The organism is Sphingobium sp. V4, from assembly GCF_029590555.1.
In the GTDB taxonomy this organism is placed as follows: Bacteria; Pseudomonadota; Alphaproteobacteria; order Sphingomonadales; family Sphingomonadaceae; genus Sphingobium.
This window is the reverse complement of record NZ_CP081001.1, coordinates 1244157-1260873: the sequence shown is the minus strand read 5'-3', so window position 1 is coordinate 1260873 and position 16717 is coordinate 1244157. Positions and strand designations below refer to the sequence as shown.

25 protein-coding genes and 2 pseudogenes are annotated in these 16717 nt (G+C 61.2%); 11 read left to right on the top strand and 16 right to left on the bottom strand.

The window, feature by feature from the left end; all coding sequences use genetic code 11:
* Positions 1-109 precede the first annotated feature (109 nt).
* The 6 genes and pseudogenes from K3M67_RS06470 to K3M67_RS06445 all read right to left on the bottom strand — a co-directional run bounded on the left by K3M67_RS06470 (position 110) and on the right by K3M67_RS06445 (position 4212).
* Positions 110-316, bottom strand: coding sequence for a PRTRC system protein C (locus K3M67_RS06470; RefSeq protein ID WP_285832685.1), 207 nt, complete (start codon positions 314-316; stop codon positions 110-112).
* A 47-nt stretch (positions 317-363) separates the two neighbouring features.
* On the bottom strand, positions 364-798 hold the full coding sequence (locus tag K3M67_RS06465; protein WP_285832684.1) for a PRTRC system protein E: 435 nt from the start codon (positions 796-798) through the stop codon (positions 364-366).
* A 36-nt stretch (positions 799-834) separates the two neighbouring features.
* Positions 835-2424 (bottom strand): annotated as a pseudogene (locus tag K3M67_RS06460) (PRTRC system ParB family protein).
* A 422-nt stretch (positions 2425-2846) separates the two neighbouring features.
* A complete protein-coding gene (locus tag K3M67_RS06455; RefSeq protein ID WP_285832683.1) occupies positions 2847-3128 on the bottom strand; it encodes a hypothetical protein in 282 nt (93 codons plus the stop codon).
* A 108-nt stretch (positions 3129-3236) separates the two neighbouring features.
* On the bottom strand, positions 3237-3536 hold the full coding sequence (locus tag K3M67_RS06450; RefSeq protein ID WP_285832682.1) for a DUF4326 domain-containing protein: 300 nt from the start codon (positions 3534-3536) through the stop codon (positions 3237-3239).
* Positions 3537-3723: 187 nt separating this feature from the next.
* The gene (locus K3M67_RS06445) at positions 3724-4212 is read right to left on the bottom strand and encodes a hypothetical protein (protein WP_285832681.1); all 489 of its coding nucleotides are present in this window, start codon (positions 4210-4212) and stop codon (positions 3724-3726) included.
* 114 nt (positions 4213-4326) lie between these two features.
* Here K3M67_RS06445 and K3M67_RS06440 point away from each other — a divergent pair, with 114 nt between their 5' ends.
* Positions 4327-4521: a hypothetical protein gene (locus tag K3M67_RS06440; RefSeq protein WP_285832680.1), complete on the top strand. Its 195-nt coding sequence runs from the start codon at positions 4327-4329 to the stop codon at positions 4519-4521.
* A 30-nt stretch (positions 4522-4551) separates the two neighbouring features.
* Here the strand turns inward: K3M67_RS06440 and K3M67_RS06435 are convergent, their stop codons facing one another.
* From K3M67_RS06435 to K3M67_RS06405, 7 genes are all read right to left on the bottom strand, one after another.
* A complete protein-coding gene (locus K3M67_RS06435) occupies positions 4552-4896 on the bottom strand; it encodes a DUF5983 family protein (RefSeq protein WP_502958900.1) in 345 nt (114 codons plus the stop codon).
* Entirely contained in the window at positions 4893-5252 is a 360-nt protein-coding gene (locus K3M67_RS06430; protein ID WP_285832678.1) for a hypothetical protein, read from the bottom strand. Before K3M67_RS06430 ends, K3M67_RS06435 begins: the two co-directional genes overlap by 4 nt.
* A gap of 7 nt (positions 5253-5259) precedes the next feature.
* Entirely contained in the window at positions 5260-6096 is an 837-nt protein-coding gene (locus K3M67_RS06425) for a hypothetical protein (protein WP_285832677.1), read from the bottom strand.
* Positions 6097-6434: 338 nt separating this feature from the next.
* Positions 6435-6668, bottom strand: a complete 234-nt coding sequence (locus K3M67_RS06420; protein WP_285832676.1) for a DUF5818 domain-containing protein — start codon at positions 6666-6668, stop codon at positions 6435-6437.
* Positions 6669-6673: 5 nt separating this feature from the next.
* Positions 6674-7063: a type II toxin-antitoxin system VapC family toxin gene (locus K3M67_RS06415; RefSeq protein ID WP_285832675.1), complete on the bottom strand. Its 390-nt coding sequence runs from the start codon at positions 7061-7063 to the stop codon at positions 6674-6676.
* Positions 7060-7374, bottom strand: a complete 315-nt coding sequence (locus tag K3M67_RS06410; protein ID WP_285832674.1) for an AbrB/MazE/SpoVT family DNA-binding domain-containing protein — start codon at positions 7372-7374, stop codon at positions 7060-7062. Before K3M67_RS06410 ends, K3M67_RS06415 begins: the two co-directional genes overlap by 4 nt.
* A 263-nt stretch (positions 7375-7637) precedes the next feature.
* Positions 7638-8540, bottom strand: a complete 903-nt coding sequence (locus tag K3M67_RS06405) for a DUF7146 domain-containing protein (RefSeq protein WP_285832673.1) — start codon at positions 8538-8540, stop codon at positions 7638-7640.
* Positions 8541-9048: 508 nt separating this feature from the next.
* Here K3M67_RS06405 and K3M67_RS06400 point away from each other — a divergent pair.
* Positions 9049-9933, top strand: coding sequence for a MucR family transcriptional regulator (locus K3M67_RS06400; protein WP_285832672.1), 885 nt, complete (start codon positions 9049-9051; stop codon positions 9931-9933).
* Between the two features lie 310 nt (positions 9934-10243).
* Positions 10244-10420 carry a hypothetical protein gene (locus K3M67_RS06395; protein WP_285832671.1) on the top strand — a complete coding sequence of 59 codons (177 nt, stop codon included), beginning with the start codon at positions 10244-10246 and terminating at the stop codon, positions 10418-10420.
* Positions 10421-10523: 103 nt separating this feature from the next.
* On the opposite strand, the gene K3M67_RS06390 is transcribed toward K3M67_RS06395, so the two are convergent.
* On the bottom strand, positions 10524-10766 hold the full coding sequence (locus tag K3M67_RS06390) for a DUF6429 family protein (protein WP_285832670.1): 243 nt from the start codon (positions 10764-10766) through the stop codon (positions 10524-10526).
* A 301-nt stretch (positions 10767-11067) separates the two neighbouring features.
* Between K3M67_RS06390 and K3M67_RS06385 the strand changes: the two genes are divergently transcribed.
* Complete coding sequence (locus K3M67_RS06385) at positions 11068-11319, top strand: hypothetical protein (RefSeq protein WP_285832669.1); 252 nt, start codon at positions 11068-11070, stop codon at positions 11317-11319.
* Here K3M67_RS06385 and K3M67_RS06380 read toward each other — a convergent pair.
* Positions 11316-11789 carry a sigma factor-like helix-turn-helix DNA-binding protein gene (locus tag K3M67_RS06380; protein ID WP_285832668.1) on the bottom strand — a complete coding sequence of 158 codons (474 nt, stop codon included), beginning with the start codon at positions 11787-11789 and terminating at the stop codon, positions 11316-11318. The two genes, K3M67_RS06385 and K3M67_RS06380, sit on opposite strands and share 4 nt — an antisense overlap.
* A gap of 249 nt (positions 11790-12038) precedes the next feature.
* Between K3M67_RS06380 and K3M67_RS06375 the strand changes: the two genes are divergently transcribed.
* From K3M67_RS06375 to K3M67_RS06360, 4 genes are all read left to right on the top strand, one after another.
* Positions 12039-12665, top strand: coding sequence for an acyl-homoserine-lactone synthase (locus K3M67_RS06375; protein ID WP_285832667.1), 627 nt, complete (start codon positions 12039-12041; stop codon positions 12663-12665).
* Positions 12662-13573 (top strand): phytanoyl-CoA dioxygenase family protein, encoded by a 912-nt coding sequence (locus tag K3M67_RS06370; protein ID WP_285832666.1) that lies wholly within the window; start codon positions 12662-12664, stop codon positions 13571-13573. Before K3M67_RS06375 ends, K3M67_RS06370 begins: the two co-directional genes overlap by 4 nt.
* A gap of 24 nt (positions 13574-13597) precedes the next feature.
* On the top strand, positions 13598-14041 hold the full coding sequence (locus K3M67_RS06365; protein WP_285832665.1) for a MarR family transcriptional regulator: 444 nt from the start codon (positions 13598-13600) through the stop codon (positions 14039-14041).
* 201 nt (positions 14042-14242) lie between these two features.
* Positions 14243-14518 carry an HU family DNA-binding protein gene (locus tag K3M67_RS06360; protein WP_285832664.1) on the top strand — a complete coding sequence of 92 codons (276 nt, stop codon included), beginning with the start codon at positions 14243-14245 and terminating at the stop codon, positions 14516-14518.
* Between the two features lie 120 nt (positions 14519-14638).
* Here the strand turns inward: K3M67_RS06360 and K3M67_RS06355 are convergent.
* Positions 14639-15088 (bottom strand): annotated as a pseudogene (locus K3M67_RS06355) (Ros/MucR family transcriptional regulator).
* A 118-nt stretch (positions 15089-15206) separates the two neighbouring features.
* On the opposite strand from K3M67_RS06355, the gene K3M67_RS06350 reads away from it, so the two are divergent.
* The 3 genes from K3M67_RS06350 to K3M67_RS06340 all read left to right on the top strand — a co-directional run bounded on the left by K3M67_RS06350 (position 15207) and on the right by K3M67_RS06340 (position 16472).
* Positions 15207-15707 (top strand): GNAT family N-acetyltransferase, encoded by a 501-nt coding sequence (locus K3M67_RS06350; RefSeq protein ID WP_285832663.1) that lies wholly within the window; start codon positions 15207-15209, stop codon positions 15705-15707.
* Positions 15708-15770: 63 nt separating this feature from the next.
* Positions 15771-16031, top strand: a complete 261-nt coding sequence (locus tag K3M67_RS06345; RefSeq protein WP_285832662.1) for a hypothetical protein — start codon at positions 15771-15773, stop codon at positions 16029-16031.
* Between the two features lie 3 nt (positions 16032-16034).
* Entirely contained in the window at positions 16035-16472 is a 438-nt protein-coding gene (locus tag K3M67_RS06340; RefSeq protein ID WP_285832661.1) for a hypothetical protein, read from the top strand.
* Positions 16473-16717 lie beyond the last annotated feature (245 nt).

Genomic DNA, 16717 nt, shown 5'->3' with positions numbered 1-16717 from the left:
CAGGCAGGCGGGGTGAAGCTGGTCGTGTCGCCATCGTCGGGCTCGATCCATTGAAGGAGGGTCTTGCGCGGAGCGGCCGGAATGGCCGCGCTCGTCGGGGCCGGCACTGTCAGCCCTTGGTGCCGACGGCGCGGCGATATTCGGTGACATGAGCGGTGCCCGACACACCGGCATCGACCATCTCGGCATTGAGAATCGCCGGATACAGCGTGGCGTGGTAGGCGCGCAGGGCTTCCGGGTTGCCCGCGAGATGCGGTGGAACCGGCAGGTCGATGCCGTCGTATCGATACGCGGGGGTTAGGTGATTGATCTGCATGGGGTGACTCCGGGCTAATAGGCAAACAGAGAAGATCCTGACCGCCGTCAGAATAGGGTGGCTGGTTCTTCGGGCCTGGCGTCGGCAGGCGGCCTCGTCGGCGTCTGGATCTTCGGGGGGATGGTTGGCGCTGGTGGTTTGGCCGCTGTGGTCTTGGCGGCTTTTGCCTTCGCAGCCTCCGCCGCGGCCACCTTGGCGTCCTCGTCCGCCTGCCGCTGCGCCGCGATCTGGTCGGCCAGCGTCTTGCGCGTGGCGATGAGCTGGCCCAGCGCGCCCTCGACACCCCTGCCGAGTTCCGCATCGATCTCCGCGGCGCTGGCCGTGATCGAGATCGGCCGGGCCTCGCCGGAATCGAGCGCGGGCGACTTGGGGTCCGCCTTCCGCGGAATGATGGTCAGGGTGACGGTCTCGTCGGGTCCGGCTACCAGATCGAACCCGAGCGAATAGCGGGCGAGTAGCGGAAGCAGGCTGGTAATCAACATGATGTCGATCCTTCTCTGGATAAGCGGGGAAAGTGGTCAGGCAGCGAGTTCGACAAGCGGAGCTTCGACTCTGGAAGCAGAGCGATCCGGGGGCGCGGCATATGATCCATCGAGCGTCATTGCGCTCGGCAATCGCCCAGCCCAGTCGAAGCCAGGTCGATTAAGCATGCCTGCGATCAGTTCGGACTTCTTCGATGCGAGCATCTTGGCGAATCGCTTCTCGCCGACATGGGCGATCAGGCCGCATTCCTGGGCGATGAACTTCAGCTCGTCCTTGGTGTAACGCTCAAGGAAGGGTTGATCGACTTTCCAGCTGTCGCGGAGGTCGACTCCGAATACCTGCGCAAGGTCGGCGACATGGCCGAAGCTGAGCACGTCCTTCGCGTAGGCGGCGCCGATGACGGAGAGCACATTGCCAGCTTGCGGATCGGGCAGCGCGCGGATCGCAGCGATCTTCGCACCGTAATCGAGAGCCGGAAACGCGGCGCCGACCAGCAAACCGGCGCGCGACGTAAGCGTATCGGCCTTGATCTGGGAGAGCGTCCCGGACATCGCGGCTACAAGAATTGTCGTACGGGCGTGCTCGGCATTGGCGGCAAGGGCTCGGGCAAGTGCGGTTCGCCATGACGCCTCGCGAAGCTCGGTGGTGCGTGTCGCGATCGATTTGCTGGTGACGGCCGGTTTGTGCGCGGCATGGGCGCTGACTGCGGTCTTGACCGGAACTGCGGGCGTCGGCGTGTGCGCTGCGACGCTGCCTGAGACGGCGTCGTCGTCTTCCGACCGAGACTCCGTGTCAGTTGAAGACGCGGGTGCCTCGGCGAGATCATTGCGCCCATCTACGTCGGCATCATCGAGCGCCGGTGGCACCGCGGCTCTGGCGGCCTTCGCGGCGCGCTCCTCCGCTTCGAAACGGATCACTTCAGCGGCTTCAGTCTTGAGCTGGAAGCACGCTGCGTTGGTACAGTAGCCATCCTCGACATGGGTTTCGAAAAGGGCGCGTTGGGTGCCGGAGTTGAACGGGCAGATGGTGCATTCGCTCTTGTCGAAACAGGCGCCGCCAAGATGCTGCGTAACCCGCATCAGCAGTTCGCGCGTCTTGTTGACGTCGAGAGTGGCGTTCAGGATCGTCTCGAGCGCCTTTTCCTGCTTGTCGGGGGGAACCGCCGCCAGCAGTTCAGCGTGCCCGAGCTTGATCCGGCGCTCGTCGAGCGCGGTCTTGACCATCTCGGAGAGATTGGCGAGCGCCAGGCGACGATCGAACTTGTCACGGGACTAGGCGAGCCGCCTTATGGCTTCGGCCCGGTCGCCTTGGCAGGCCGCGAGGTAGCGCACGGCAGCGTCCGCCTGCTCGGTCTCCGATGGGTCGTCGCGGTCGTCATTTTCCGCGATCGCGGCTTCGAGCGCTTCCTGGTCGGTCATCTCGCGGATGAGGACGGGCACTTCGCCATCGGGGCCATAGACTTCCAGCCCTGCGCGGTAGCGGCGCTCACCCGCGACGATGGCGAAAACATCGCCCTTGGGACGCAGCAATATGGGCTGGATTATGCCGCGCAGCCTGATCGAGGCCACCATTTCGTCATGCTTTTTCCGGTCGAAATATCGGCGAGGATTATCGCCTTTCACCATTCTGGAGAGGGCGAGTGTGGGGGGATAGCTCTGTTGTGGAATGACCAAGGCTGATCTCCTCGTGGAAGATGGCACGCTCGCCTACGAGGCCGCATGCATGATTGAGCCCGTTGCTCACCCTTCCCTTCCCCCTCATCTCCAGGGCGGCTTGCCGCCAGCACCGGCCGCGTCGGACCCATGAAAATTGAGGGATAGGCTGATGGGCTTCCAGCGACGGGTGCGCGCGCCCGGCGGCGGGCGGCGTCGATGCGGACGTCGCGCGTGTCGATGCGGACGTCGCGCGTGAAGATGGCGGTTGGGGAATTGACGGCGTAGCGGAGTGCTCACGCCAGCGCGGGGGGCGGGTCGCTTATATCGAGCTGTCCGCCGGGCAAACCAGGCTCCGGCTTCTTGTCACCAACATAGATCGAGAGGGGTAGCGCTCATGCCTCGCCACGGATGACGGCGTAGACAGCCTCATCGAAAATGCGTGCAACCGCTGTTTCGGCATCCCAGAAATGTGTGCCGGCGCGCAGGCGGCTGGCGACCCACAGGCCCGTATCGAGAGTGCGCCAGTCACCGATCGCGGTCCAAAGCCCGTGCGAAAATTCGAACCAAAGGCGATGCCCGAGACGATTGGCTTTCATCTGAAAAGCCCAGAGACCTTTCGTACGCTCGGCGCGGACTTGTTCGCCGGAATAGAGGCCGGGGAAAAGGCGTTTCATCGTCTCGCCGTGTCGGTACATGCCGAGCTTCTCCTGAAGAAGGGACCGATCCAAAAGTAGTTGCCAAGGCCGGAAGCGCCATGATCGGCGTGGCCAGGAGCAGTGCCGTCAGGCGGCCGTGCGCCACCACGCGATGCGCTCTGCGCGTGTCGCATTCGCGAGCCGCAGGAGGAGATCGCCGTGACACGCCCGCGGCGCGCAGAAGCAGACCAGATCGCGCCCGCGCAGTTCGTCCAGCGCGCGGAGAAGATGATGCTGCGTTCGCAGCCACCGTTCATATTTCGCGATCACCGTTGCCCGGTCGCCGTCGCGTCCAATGACGAACGGGTTGCCCCATTTCGAACCGCGGCCGATGTACACCGCATCGCGCGGCAGCCCAACTTGGTGGCGATTGAGGACATGGCACATGTCATGCTCCGCAGAGACTGCGTCGATGCAGACGCACTTTCCGCTCCCCCCTCACTCTTCGATGGCCTGAAGCTGGTCGGATATGCTGGCGGATTCACTCCGGGATATCCGATGTCATGCAGCTCTAGATTGCGAGAGCAGCCGAAGCCCAAAAGGCTCGTCGCCGCCCTGACAGGATGGCCTCAAACTAGCTCGCCTGCGGAGCGCCGGCTGTCACCGGGAGACTTTTGATCGCATTTCTGCCGAAGCGCAGAACAGCCCGATCGTTGGGAGCGGCCTCGAGCATCCGGGCGATATGGAATGCGTCGCCTGGATGGAGATCGCCGGTCAGCGGATAGGCGCGGTAGTGGTTCAACTCGGTGGCAACACCGTATTCGTTCAGCGCATAGTCGAGGAGCGCGCCGCAAATCATGCAGTTTTTAGGCGTGTCCTCATGGTTGAGTTCGGTCGCTGAGACGCGGTGATCGTCTCTTTCGTCTTCCGGAAGAAGCGGAAGTACCTTTGCCAGCAGGGCGTCTGCGCAAGCTCTGCAATATTCGTGGGCCTCGTCGCTGTAGAGGCTCTTGCCATTCAACTCGATTCTGAATTCCCCCCAGATATAATAGGGAGGGACTGGAACGATGCCGGCATCCTTGGCGAAGATGTCGAGGCGGGTCTCGATTTGGCGGGCGTCCATGACGTTTCTCCCAGCTTGAGGCAGTTGTGATGCTATGGTGGCGCGAGGCCGACTCGGCTCGTGCGCGGCCACGTGCGGCGCGTGGCTTCCGTGCCCGAACAACCAGGTGGTGTGATGATGCGCGAACTCGACGAGGAAGAGCGTCAGGTACTTCGTGATCTCGATGCCGGGGTCTCAACTCCCGATCTTATCGTCATGGTTCGCGATCTCGCCGAGATATTGCGCGGTCGTGGCCATGTGGTTCAAGCCAGCGTCGCCGAGATAGCGGCGGATCGGCTGAGCCTGTTGAGCACGGGCATTCGGGCCTGATGGCGAGGCCGGAAGAGCGCTGAGGTTCTTCTACCAGGCGAACCGTGGAAGGTCATCGGTGGTGCCGGCATCGCGGTCGACCAGGACGTGCTCGAAGCCGCGTTCAAGGCCGAATTGCATCACTCCCAACAGGTCCGCCGGTATTTCGGCGCGGTACACTTCATCGACCTCGCGCGTGGGAATGAACCACCCATAGGGCGTATCTGCCAGCGGCAGCGGACGATCGTTCGACTTTTCGGAACACCATTGATCGAGCAGATCCGCTGTTTCCATGGACAGGTGTTCGATGCCGAGTACGCAATATTGTCCTGTCTCGATCGGAAAGCTCGACGCACAGGGCCATGCCGAAGCCGACGCGCATTGGAATACGGTCACCACGGTACGGAGGAGCGGTCATAGTCCTCTAGTAGGACATCCAACGCCGCAGCTTGGTCGTAGCTGAGGTTGCGGTGGTCGTCGCTGTCAGGGCCGCCCGCCATCTCGATGATCGGATGGATCGAGATGATCTGGCCGCCAGGCAGACGGATCAGATTCTCGGAATCGGGAAGGAAGGCGGAGCCGTCGGGTACGGAAAAGGTTCCGTGAATGCTGTTAGTGAACGCGCATAGCGTATCTCCCGCATTTGCAACGGCCGGCCTTCGGCCGTCGAGTGTTCGTGAAAGACCGGAAATCTCCAGCTCGGGCCTCTTTCCCGCGCTGATCGCCGGAACAGACGTCGGTCGCCCGGTCATCGGTCGATCAATCGTGATTGTGGGCAACGAGGTCGATGAACCAGAATTTATCGACCTTGCGGATGTCGACGACGGCTGCATTGTCGATGATGAAGCTGCGGACGTCGCGCAAATGTATCCAGTGCTGGTCGCCGCCCTGTGCCACGGTGCGTTCGGTGCCACGGCGGCGCGCCCTGAGGAGCCCTCGTGTGATCCAGCCCGTGACGGTTTTTGCACCGACACCCATCAGCGTCGCAAGGCCGTGCGCCGTCACGTGATGGGGATCCTCGCGGGTCGCGCCCAGACGTTTGCCCATGACGGTGATAGCGGTTTCGGTGCGGACAAATCCGGCGCGCTTGAGGATCCGCTGAACAGTTTTCGCAGAACGGTGGAAATTATCGTGAAGGATATCGCGTTCGGCCTCGGTCCAGGCGGGCTCCTTAAAGCGCGGCGTAACCAGTCCGAGCTTGCTAGCGCGTTTGGTCACCCACCAGCGCGGCCGATTGACCGCGACCGCGAGGGCATCGATCTCGCCTTTGGCGGGCGTGCGCTGATATGTCCGCCGGATCACGGAATCGATATGATCGGAGCTGGTCCAGCGCTGGCGGCGGAAGTCATGCTTCTGCGTGGCGGGCGCCTGAATGCCGAGCGAACTGGCATGGTTGTAAATGGCTACCGCGCTGCGCCCCGGCAAAAGGGCAAGGCATGCTTCGACGCCGCCGCTCGGATAATGCTGATTGAGAAGCTTCTCCTCGCGGGTCGTCCAGAAGCGGCGGGAGCCTCGTCGGGCCTCGCCAATGACCGGGTTGCGGTCGAGGAGCGCGCGGAGGTCTTGGGCGGGGGCGGGCTGGAGTTGCGGCTGCATCGGGTGTCTCCTTCAAGATCAGCCGTCGCTCCCCCTCTCATCTCCTGGCCGCGGACGTCTTCGGCCGGGCCTAGTTCGCTGACATCACGCTTGCCGCCGGTTTGTCTCGCTCTCCGAATACCGAACCACTGAAGGGGCAGACGCACAGGCCGTGCTCGGTACTCACTCGGCTTCGTCGGCAGGCTACGGAGATTGCGCACTTGTTCGCTGGCCGCCTCGCTCAGCTCTCGCACCTCATCATCGGTGCGGGTAGGACACATCGGCGCGGACGATGAAACGCTGAAACAGGACGCCTCCAGCATCCCGTCCCTCGGCTGCGCCGTCGTCGTTTCTTCAAATCAGGGGGAAGGCGGCTCGCCGATCCACTCTACGTCGATGCGATCGAAACCCACTCGAACGCCTTCGACGATGATAATCTTCCCCGGAGCCGTAGGGCAATCTTCGTCAAAATTCAGGGTCCATAACGGCACGCCTGCTGCGTCCATCACGACCGGGCCGCGCGTTGATTGCCCAAGCCTTCCCTGCACGCGAATCCGGCCTCCGACCGGAACTTCCGAATAGTTCTTCGCCATCACAGTCAGCGTAGCAGCGTAATTTTCAGTCCGGCCGCGTCAGCAATCTGCTGCCAGGGGCGGTCGGCGGTCAGCACTCCAGAGCCGCGCATCTTCGCCAGTGCAAGGCAGGATCGATCGCCAAGCGAAAGGCCAGCCTTACGCGTGACGCTCGCAAGCTGCCCAGCCGTCACCGCCTGCCGCTGGTCGAACGGTGCCACTTCGATGCCGGTGTCCGCAAAGAATGCGTCGATCGCGTCGGTGGGCAAGCCGTTGAGCGCAGCGTAGGTATAGACCTCCGCCACGTTGACCGCGCTGACCGCCGCATCGTCAAGCATATCGAAGACCGCATCGCCACCCTTCTCATCCAGGATAGCCGCGAGGATGGGCGACCTGTCGATGATGATTGCGCTCACCGCTTGCCAGCCGCTTTCGCTTCGCTGGAACGCTCGGTTTCTCGCCAGCCTAGAAAATCGGCCACACTCGCCTTGTCGGTAAGGCCGCTCTCGCGAGCCAGGGCGCGGATGCGGTCCTTGACCTCCTTCATGGTCCTGATCCGGATTGCGCCATCGACAAGTTCGATCCGCACCGGACCGCCACGCTCAAGTCCGACCGCGCGTCGGAGTTCGACCGGCAGGCTCAATCGGCCGGCCTCGCTGACGTGCCCCCGCAAACTCGCGGGCGGATTGGTGGTCGCATCATGTGCCCGCTTGCGTCGTGCAGCCATTGCAGATCCTTCCGGCATCATTGCCTTGAAAGCCATATAGGGCAAATCTTCTCCATGCGCCACATTCCCTCATTGTGCTCATAAATCGCAGACTGTCATGCGGCGGCTTCTGCCGATCGGAAAGGAGGTTAGTTGTGCGGCTTTTTTGAATAAGCGAGCCAGCGACGGCAGTGACCTGCTGGCCGCCCCCGCATCGCGGGGCAAAGCCATACAGCCACGCGGTGGAGGCTGTGCTTTTCGTCTCCGCTCGGGAGCGGCGGCTTTCAAAGGCCTTCCACCGCAAGGTGGCTTAACCAGACATCATTCCAGTCGCCCCGCCCTCGCGGTGGCCAAAGAGTCTCGATGACGCGCCCCGGCCTTGCATGGGCTTCGCGTGCAAGTGCCTCGGCGCGTCGTCCGGCCTTTCCTGGATCAGGCAGCAGGATCAACTGCGTGATGTGGTCGGGGACGGCGACGTGCCCGAACCGCTCGCTGCCGAGTGCGGCCCAGACGGGTATGCCGAGCAAGAGCGACGCCGACCAACTGGTTTCGATGCCTTCAGCAATCCCGAGCGTATCGCGCACTGGCATGAGCCGCACCGCGCCGGCGCCCGGCATTCCGAGCGCCATCTTAGGATTTTCGAGATCGCGTGCCTTCGCGGGGATCGTGATGTCGAGAAAATTGCGCTGGATAGCGACGAGTTCGCGGTCGTCCCGAACCGCAGCGATCAAGGCCGGCCGGTAGCGCAATCCTCGCTCGGTCCCGATTGGCGTGCGGGCAAGATAGCGAAGCTCGGGATTATAGCCGGGCAGGCCTCGCGTCTGCAGATAGTGCTGTGCGGGCGTCCCTGGGAGCGGCCGCGCCCGATCCCAAATCTCTTGCGCCCGCTGGCGTCGCCAGAGTGCAGAGCTATCGGGCACATAATCATCGGTCCCTCTCGCTTCGACAGTCGGCACATAGTCGGTATCGAGGATGCGCGCGTTGCGGATCGCTCTGAGAATATCGACGCGGTCACAGCCGGCGAAGCAGGTGAACAGGAGGCTCGTTCGCCCGACGCGGACAGATAGGCTGGGATCGTGATCGGCGTGCGCGGGGCATCGACACATGCCGCCGCTCTTTCGCCAATGCCCTTTTAAGGCTTCGACGATACGGCGGCCCGCGGTCTGGAGTTTTACGGTGGGTGTCATGGGGGTAGATCCAGCCTGAAGATACGATCGACCCCTTCCCCCTCTCCTGGCTTTTGGTGTCGCAGATTAGCCGGTGTATCAGTCATTCCGAACAGATTAGCCGCATCGCCGGCGGCGCATCAGAAAGACGATAGGCCTCCGCCAAGTTGAACGCTGAACACTGGATCGTACCTCTCAAAATGAGCCAGGCAGATGCGATGAGCGAGATCGCACCCGCAATGTTCGAGTGCCCAACGACCTCATCATGAGTTCGTACAGCTTAATCGTGGTTGAATATCTGCAATCTGGATCCGACACTTCGAAGTGCGTGCAAGAGGTGGTGCGCATTTGCTACGGCTACGTCGTGATCATGCGGACCTTCGGTGCGACGCGGCTTGCCACATGGCCACGAGCTTGGGCGGGCTTTGACATCTGTTTCGTAACACGGCAGGAAGTTTACCTGTTCGAAAACTGAGCCGCGTATCGATTTGAGCCCGCGCACTCGTCGCGCAATCCAGGAGATTTTTTCATGTCCGAGGCGGAAAAGCCCGATCTCACCTCCCTGACGGTTCAATTGCTGAGCGCTTATGTTTCAAACAATATGGTTGAAAGCAGTGAGTTGGCCGGGCTGATACAGTCGACACGCGCCGCGTTGTCGGAGGAAAAGGCGCCTGACGCTCCTGCGGCGCCCGAGTTTGTCCCAGCAACTACGGCGCGCAAAAGCCTCGCTTCGCGCGATCACATCATCAGCATGATCGATGGAAAACCGTATAAGACGCTCAAGCGCCATCTCTCGACGAATGGCCTGACACCATCGGAATATCGTGAACGTTATGGTCTGCCGCGCGATTATCCAATGGTCGCCCCTGGCTATTCGGAACAACGGCGCGAAGTTGCACAACGACTGGGGCTTGGCAGGAAGCCGGCGGTCGCGAAGCAGGATGGTGCAAGCGAGGCTATGGATGCCGCTCCCGCGACTTCGGCGGAAGCGCCCGCACCGAACAATGTCGCCGCCTCGATAGCAGCGCCTGCCCCGAGCGAGGCGCCTGCCAAACCGGCGCGCAAGCCCAGGAAAACCGCGAACGCTCCAGTCAAGAAGGCGCGTACCGCGAAGAAGTCAGCGACATCTGACCCCGAACTGGCGACATCGGAAGCGGTCGCAGCGGATGATGTTACCGTGCCGGAGGCCGCACCTGTCGTTGCCGAAACCCCCGCAAAGCCGGCTCGGAAGGCTGGGAATAGCGCAAGCGCCGCGCCGAAGGACGCCGGTCCGGCGAAGAAATCCCCCGATGAGGGCGAGACGAGGCCGGCCCGCGGACGTCGGAGCAAGCCGAGCGAAGCGGCATCCCCGGTCGAAGCCAAGACTCCGCGGCGCCGGAAGGCGCCTGCACAGCCTGTCGTTGAGGCGGGTTGAGATCGACTGAACGGGGGGTCGCCTTCGGGCGCCCCCTCGCATTCCGCGGCAAAGAGGAACCACGAGTTCTGCGGTGCCAACGACCTGATTGTTCTTTGGCATCGCGGTTTCTAAAGCTGGCCCATGAGCGGCGCGAGACCAACCCTGCGACTTAAGCTTCCCGAGAAGGGAAAGGATCCACTGCTAGCGGATTTGATCATTCAGACGATCCGCGAGCAACTCTGTATCAGGGCTACATATAATCGCCGGCTCGTACGAATGGCACCGCCATTCTGTATAAGCGCCATGATGCTGTTTCGTTGATGCCGTTGTGACGAAGCGCGACGGCGTCGCACCCGCGGAAGCCAAGCTGGGTTGGTTCCGATTGACCGGCCTTAGCGGCGGCGCGGTGACCCTGGAGCCTTTCTTGCGGAGTGCGTTGTTCGATCCGACCGACGAACGGTATGCCGGTAAGACCATTGCGGCTGTCGAGGAAAGCCAGGGGTAAGACGCGTTGACGCGACATGTCATTCGGCAATCAGCTTCAGTTGCGCGGTTATGTCCACATCAAAAAGAGTAAACAGGAAAATCAGTCATTCGACGCGCGCCCATCAGCGCCATTCGTCGTGGTGGCGTGTAAATAGTTCGCGAAATAGGCGTTCACCCTCGGTGATTCCCTCCGGGGTAAGAAAGACGGACTTGGATTTTCGGACCGGGTCCGTGATCAAGTCGCGACCATGAAGCCGCTCCATGGCAGACCAGTCGAAACCTTTCCATGCGGTGCCTGCCGTATCAAGGTTGAACCAGAGCAACGCAAGGACTGCCTCGTCGAGGCGCTTAGTGTTGAAATCCATTTGCCTATCCTCCGAAATGGCTTGATGCGTTACGGCAGACTGATATCGAAACGGTTCGACGACCGAGGCGTCTTTGAAGGACGCTCGTATATGCCGCAATTCCAGAGCAGCGCTTTGCGACAGAGGGGTCCAACCTCTCTATCAGCTTCCAGCCTCCCAAATCGGAAAAGAATCTTCCTCCGAAATGGATGTTCCGGCAATGAAAGCCGCCGTATGACGATACGGGGATTCGACAGCGCATGATAAAAGTGAACGGGTTCCCATTGAGAGAATCCGTGAACGAGAGTGGAAGGTGTCGATAATGCCCCATCTGTCCTGCCCGAAAACGCGCCATGGGGTGAAAGGGGACGATCCTATGGTCGCCGAAGCGATCCGTTCCATGGAGAAGGCGCTCGATATGTTCGATCGGGCGGGCTTAGGAACGACCGCGTTTGCCTGCCACCTGTCGATGGCCATAGATTGTGCTCAGTCATCGTTCGATGATGCAGCGGCGAGCCTACTCAGGTTATTGAAAAGCGATAAAGGGCTGTTGGAGAGCGAGAGCCTTCACTAAGCGGTCGACCTAGCGTTTTCATGGCGCGGTTGCGTGTCCAGAGACGCGATTGCCTGCAGCAGGTACCGGCGCGTCTTGCGGCGGCTGATGCCGAGCAGGCGGCCGATATCGGCTACGGTCAGCCCGTAGCCTGTCGCGAGGTAAAAGATTTGCCGGGCTGGAGGTGGTACCATGCCGAGCTTTCGGCCGGCGTGTATCGCGGCGGTCAAAATGTCGACTGGCACTTCTTCGCGGTCGATAATGAGCCAGGCTCGGATCGCAAGCCCCGAAGGCCGCACATCGAATTCGGTTTCGAGGGCATCGATTTCGATATCCGGACGCTCGCCGAAGTGGGCGCGCGCGAAGGCGATAACGGGCGGCGCCGAGCGTCGGACGGGATCGATCGTCTGTCGAGACAGGCTATTTCTAGGAGAGCGGCGAAAACGCTGGATGATGGCGCGGACCAAGGTCGCGGTTGTGAGCCATGACATGAGCTTTTCCTAAGCGAAGTCGAACAGCCGGCGGTCGGCGCAGAATGTTCGAATGGGGAAACCATTCCTCCCCCACCCTCTTCTCTCTCAACCCGCTGTTCTTCCCGATCATCCTCAGGCTGGCATTCACTTCAGCTGAAAATCTCGATTCGACTCGGCCAAATGCTCACGAAACCCTCTTTGTAGCGGGATGCTCGGCGACGATTTCCCGGCGACGGTCCCTGTCCTCTGAACAGGGAGTGCCAAAGCATGATCCAGATTTTCCAAGGTTCGCTCGCGCTGGGGACCAACGCGCTGCTCGACGCCATGCATAGCGACCGCAAGCGTATATTTGTTGATTTGCTAAAGTGGGACGTGCCCGTTGTCGAGGGGCGATACGAGGTTGACCAATTCGATGACGAGCGGGCGGTCTATTTGGTCGCGACCGACGCCCACGGTGGCCATCGAGGATCAATCAGGTTGCTGCCTAGCGACGGCCCGCACATTCTCGGCTCCGTTTTCCCCAGGCTTTGCGAAGGCGATGTGCCCCGATCGCGGCACGTGTTCGAGATTAGCCGCGGATGTCTGTCGCCCCGATTGAGAGCCGCGGAGCGACTGCAAGTCCGAAACGCGCTTACGACCGCCGCCGTGGAATATGCCCTGCTCTACGACATCGAAAGCTTCACCTGCATCGCCGATTCGGGCTGGTTGAGCCAGATCCTTTCGCTGGGATGGGACTGCTGGCCCCTTGGCTTGCCGCAGAAGATAGGCCGGGCTCTGACCGGCGCTCTCAAGATCGACATCGATGCAGACACGCTGCGGAAGCTGCGCGAGGCGGGCACCTATGTGCCAGCTCAGCTCATGTTCGGAGCGCAGGCCGAGGGAGTTGCGGCATGAACATCATGTCATTCGATGCCGGGCGTCGCCGCGAGCATAGTGACACGGATATCGTCACCCGGCTGCTATCTCACGGATATTGCGTCGTCGAGGACGCTGTCGGACAGGACGATGTTGGTGCCCTACGTCGCGACCTCGAGCCATTGTTCGAACAGACACAGCGTTCGGTGGGGCCGTTCTACGGCGATGCCACGAGACGGTTCCATGGGCTGCTTAGCCGCAGCCGGCACATGGAGGCATTCGTGCTTCAGCACGATATCCTCCGCGCTATCGAATTGGTCCTGGGAAGCCATTGCGACTCGATCCAGCTCAATCTCACCCAAGCAATCGAAATCCTGCCAGGGGGTGAGATGCAACCACCCCATCGGGATCAGGAGATGTGGCCTCTTCGCGCGCCAGGTGTCGAATATCTGGTCAATGTGATGTGGCCCTTCACGCCGTACTCGGCTGAAAATGGCGCTACGGTCATATGGCCAGGAAGCCATCGTCGGCAGGACGAAATCGTCATCGACGAAAGCGAGGCGATCTCGATCGAAATGGCGCCTGGTTCGGCCCTACTGTTCCTTGGATCGACGCTGCATGCAGGCGGTGCCAACACAACCTCCGCTCCAAGGCGCGGTATGATAGTGAGTTACAGCCTGGGTTGGCTCAAACCGTATGAATTGCCATGGCTGGCCTATCCACCCGAGATCGCCCGCACCTTGCCTCGGCAGTTGGCTGAACTGGCCGGCTATCGGGCGCATAGGCCTAATCTGGGAACCCACGAGGGGCGCTGCCCATCCCACCTGCTGTCCTGCACACGTGCAGACCTCGGAGCGATCGACGCTTTGCTACCGGAGCAAGAGGACCTCATCGCGTTGTATCGTTCGGGCAACTTGTTGCCGTCCGGCGGCCACGCGGCTCCTTGAGCGCGTAAGCAGCGAGTTTGAATCATGAACATAGCAACAAGAAGCGGGGGTTACCCCGCGCTTTCGCGGGTCGAGGCCTGCCGCCTGCTCGTTGCCGAGCGCAATCAGATCGGATCTTATCTGGGTTTCGATCTCTGCCCTGTTCCGGCGTGGGATATATTGCTGGACCTGTACATCGCCTTTCATGAAGGCCGGGAGACGCACATCTCTTCTCTCTGCCTGGCGGCTAATATCCCTTTGTCGACGGCGCACCGAAAAATCGGCGAGATGGTGGATAATGGCATCTTGCAGCGCGGCTTTGCCGGCGGGCGGGTGACCGTTGACCTTACTGGAGAATATATGAAAAAGCTTGACCGCCTTTTCGACGATTTGATCAGGGCAGTGTTCGCCGAGGGGACGCACTTACAGACCCTGCCGGGTGAAGTTCTCGAGGGCAAGTCCTCGCACGATAACCAGGATAGCATGTGAGGCGCAGTTAGATGAATGATGCACAGTATCAATGTCTTCCGGGTCGATTGCCGCGCCGATGTCAGCATCGACCCAGATAGTCTATATGGCGCTTACAGCACTTGATCTCTTCCTGCGGATTCCGATAGCAATGGCGCCAAGGCTCGCGTCAGGCGCCCGCCTTCCGAGACCACATTGACGTGTTAAAAGGAATATAGACGGATGAACAATAGCGATCTGGCCGAGGCCGTTGCGAACGCGCATGGCTTAAGCAAGGCAGACGCCAAAAAGGTGGTGGACACTGTCTTCTCGGCAATCGGCGAGGCTGCCGCGAAAGGCGATGAAGTATCGCTCAATGGGTTCGGAAAATTCAAGGTAAAAACTTCTTCCGAACGCCAAGGTCGCAATCCCGCGACGGGCGAGACGATCACTATCAAGGCGTCCAAGAAGCTTGGATTTACCCCTGCCAAGAATATCAAGGACAAGCTTAACGGATGATCTAATAATTGATGGCGTCTCCTGTACGGCTGAGACGCCATCACTCGATCGTTGTTACGCATTTCATAGCAGCTGCCCCCTTCCGCGGGCGGCCGCCTCTAGGCCGTGGTTTTGATCTTCTCACCCCGCATCGGAAGCGGCCGGAACCGATGCCGTTGGAGGTCTCTCGCCGCTGCGCTTACGGCCCAGCCCGATCTTGAGGGCCAACGCCTTGCGCCTTTCGGCATAATCGGGCGCGACCATCGGATAATCGGCGGGCAGATTCCACTTGGCGCGATATTGATCGGGAGTGAGCTGATAATGGGTCATCAGATGGCGCTTCATCATTTTCAGCTTCTTCCCATCCTCGAGGCAGACGATGTGGTCCGCCTTCACCGAAGCGCGCACGGAGACGGCGGGCTTTTGGAGCGGTTCCTCCACCGGTGCTTCCTAGCCGAGGCTCGCCAATGCACCATGCACGCGCACGATAAGGCCTGATATCTCGCCTACCGGCACAACATTGTTTGAGACGTGAGCCGTCACGATGTCGGTCGTCAGCGCCAATAGGGTTTCGTCCTGCCCGTCGGCCATTATCGCCTCCTGCCTGGGTTGATCCAAGGTTAGCAGTGCCCCAAAAGACCGCGATTATCGACCCCGAACGAACAGGACGTCGAGATCGGACGCCTGCGCAGCGTTGAACGGAGTGCCGATGGCCGATGATCTGCCATATTCTTGGACCGGCCGCTTCACGGACCTCGAACCGAAGGACCAGCGGGCGGTCGCAACGCTCGTTAAGGAGGGCGGGGCTATCCCGGACAGCACCGAACAGATCCTGCCGCGGCTCGGCAGGAGCCACCGCGTGGAGCTGCTTCGTGAACCCGGGACCAACCGCATCGTCGGCGCTGGTATGCTCAAGGCCCCTTCGGCAAATTACCGCTATAACAAGTTCACCGAAGCCGGCGTGACGATCGATGGCTATGAGAATGCGTCGGAGCTCGGCTATGTTGTCGTGGCGAACGACATGAGGGGCCAAGGCCTCGGGGAGCGCCTCGTTCGCGCTGTCGCCGACCCGCTCACCGAAAGTTGCTTCGCTACGACCGACGACCCCAGAATGCACGGAAAGCTGACCCGCGCCGGCTTCTCACGCCAAGGCCATGAGTGGGAAGGGGCCAGAGGCAAACTCTCGCTCTGGACGAGGCCGGCACGATGATCGTCGGTCGCCGCCCTTGATATATCCCCCGAAACTCCGTATATTCCGGAGAGGAGAATAGCCATGCCGCAGACCGCCAGTTCCGTCGAAGTGTCGAAGTCCTTCGGCCGCTTTAGCCGCCAGGCCCTGGAAAGCCCACTCACCATCACCCATCATGGGCATGAGAGCCTCGTGCTCTTGTCCCACGCCGAGTATCTGCGGCTCAAGAGTCGCGATCGCCAAGTCTACGCGATCGACGAGGTTCCCGACGAGATTGCCGAGGGCGTGCGCGCCGCACGGGCGCCCGCCGAAGCGGCGGCGTTCGACAATGAGGTCGAGTCCTGACCCGTGAACATTCCTGATCCGGTTCCAGGCCTCGTCATCCGCTATGCATATCTCTGGAGCCATGAAGCGAAGGCTGGCCACGAAGAGGGCAGCAAGGATCGTCCATGCGCCATCCTGCTGACCACGACGACGAAATCCGGGGCCAAGATGGTGACGGTCCTCCCTGTGACCCACACCCCGCCCTCGGACGAGAAGCTGGCGGTTGAGATCCCGACCGGTACCAAGGCGCGCCTCGGTCTTGACGATGAACGATCCTGGGTGATCCTCGCCGAACTCAACCATTTCCAGTGGCCCGGGCCCGATTTGCGACCTGCAACTGGCGATCGGACGGGAGATGTCGCCTATGGGCTGCTGCCTGCGAGTCTGTACGAGACCATTCGCGTCAAATGGCTAGCCGCCTACGACGCCGGGAAAGTCGCCCAGGTCCGACGCACGTCCTGACCTCGCGTTGGCCCGCGGACGGCATCCGATCGAATGAAACGACGGCGCACGCTCGACTGATTTCGCGATCGGCAGGGCTTCCAGGCTGCTGGCCCATCCTCATCAATGCCTGCGACCTTCCGTCGCCTGTGCCTGACACCTGCCCACCGGAAGAGACGCTCCACGAAGTCACGGCACGAGGAAGTCGGCGTGCAGGTGTTAAATACACCAAAAGCTTGACGGTGTGATCCACATTCGGCTTGCGT

Excerpts from the sequence above, each read along its gene's own strand:
- K3M67_RS06470 (WP_285832685.1), bottom strand. The coding sequence starts at position 316 with ATGCAGATCAATCACCTAACCCCCGCGTATCGATACGACGGCATCGAC.
- K3M67_RS06465 (WP_285832684.1), bottom strand. The coding sequence starts at position 798 with ATGTTGATTACCAGCCTGCTTCCGCTACTCGCCCGCTATTCGCTCGGG.
- K3M67_RS06455 (WP_285832683.1), bottom strand. The coding sequence starts at position 3,128 with ATGAAACGCCTTTTCCCCGGCCTCTATTCCGGCGAACAAGTCCGCGCC.
- K3M67_RS06450 (WP_285832682.1), bottom strand. The coding sequence starts at position 3,536 with ATGTGCCATGTCCTCAATCGCCACCAAGTTGGGCTGCCGCGCGATGCG.
- K3M67_RS06445 (WP_285832681.1), bottom strand. The coding sequence starts at position 4,212 with ATGGACGCCCGCCAAATCGAGACCCGCCTCGACATCTTCGCCAAGGAT.
- K3M67_RS06440 (WP_285832680.1), top strand. The coding sequence starts at position 4,327 with ATGATGCGCGAACTCGACGAGGAAGAGCGTCAGGTACTTCGTGATCTC.
- K3M67_RS06430 (WP_285832678.1), bottom strand. The coding sequence starts at position 5,252 with ATGACCGGGCGACCGACGTCTGTTCCGGCGATCAGCGCGGGAAAGAGG.
- K3M67_RS06425 (WP_285832677.1), bottom strand. The coding sequence starts at position 6,096 with ATGCAGCCGCAACTCCAGCCCGCCCCCGCCCAAGACCTCCGCGCGCTC.
- K3M67_RS06420 (WP_285832676.1), bottom strand. The coding sequence starts at position 6,668 with ATGGCGAAGAACTATTCGGAAGTTCCGGTCGGAGGCCGGATTCGCGTG.
- K3M67_RS06410 (WP_285832674.1), bottom strand. The coding sequence starts at position 7,374 with ATGGCTGCACGACGCAAGCGGGCACATGATGCGACCACCAATCCGCCC.
- K3M67_RS06405 (WP_285832673.1), bottom strand. The coding sequence starts at position 8,540 with ATGACACCCACCGTAAAACTCCAGACCGCGGGCCGCCGTATCGTCGAA.
- K3M67_RS06400 (WP_285832672.1), top strand. The coding sequence starts at position 9,049 with ATGTCCGAGGCGGAAAAGCCCGATCTCACCTCCCTGACGGTTCAATTG.
- K3M67_RS06390 (WP_285832670.1), bottom strand. The coding sequence starts at position 10,766 with ATGGATTTCAACACTAAGCGCCTCGACGAGGCAGTCCTTGCGTTGCTC.
- K3M67_RS06385 (WP_285832669.1), top strand. The coding sequence starts at position 11,068 with ATGCCCCATCTGTCCTGCCCGAAAACGCGCCATGGGGTGAAAGGGGAC.
- K3M67_RS06380 (WP_285832668.1), bottom strand. The coding sequence starts at position 11,789 with ATGTCATGGCTCACAACCGCGACCTTGGTCCGCGCCATCATCCAGCGT.
- K3M67_RS06375 (WP_285832667.1), top strand. The coding sequence starts at position 12,039 with ATGATCCAGATTTTCCAAGGTTCGCTCGCGCTGGGGACCAACGCGCTG.
- K3M67_RS06370 (WP_285832666.1), top strand. The coding sequence starts at position 12,662 with ATGAACATCATGTCATTCGATGCCGGGCGTCGCCGCGAGCATAGTGAC.
- K3M67_RS06365 (WP_285832665.1), top strand. The coding sequence starts at position 13,598 with ATGAACATAGCAACAAGAAGCGGGGGTTACCCCGCGCTTTCGCGGGTC.
- K3M67_RS06360 (WP_285832664.1), top strand. The coding sequence starts at position 14,243 with ATGAACAATAGCGATCTGGCCGAGGCCGTTGCGAACGCGCATGGCTTA.
- K3M67_RS06350 (WP_285832663.1), top strand. The coding sequence starts at position 15,207 with ATGGCCGATGATCTGCCATATTCTTGGACCGGCCGCTTCACGGACCTC.
- K3M67_RS06345 (WP_285832662.1), top strand. The coding sequence starts at position 15,771 with ATGCCGCAGACCGCCAGTTCCGTCGAAGTGTCGAAGTCCTTCGGCCGC.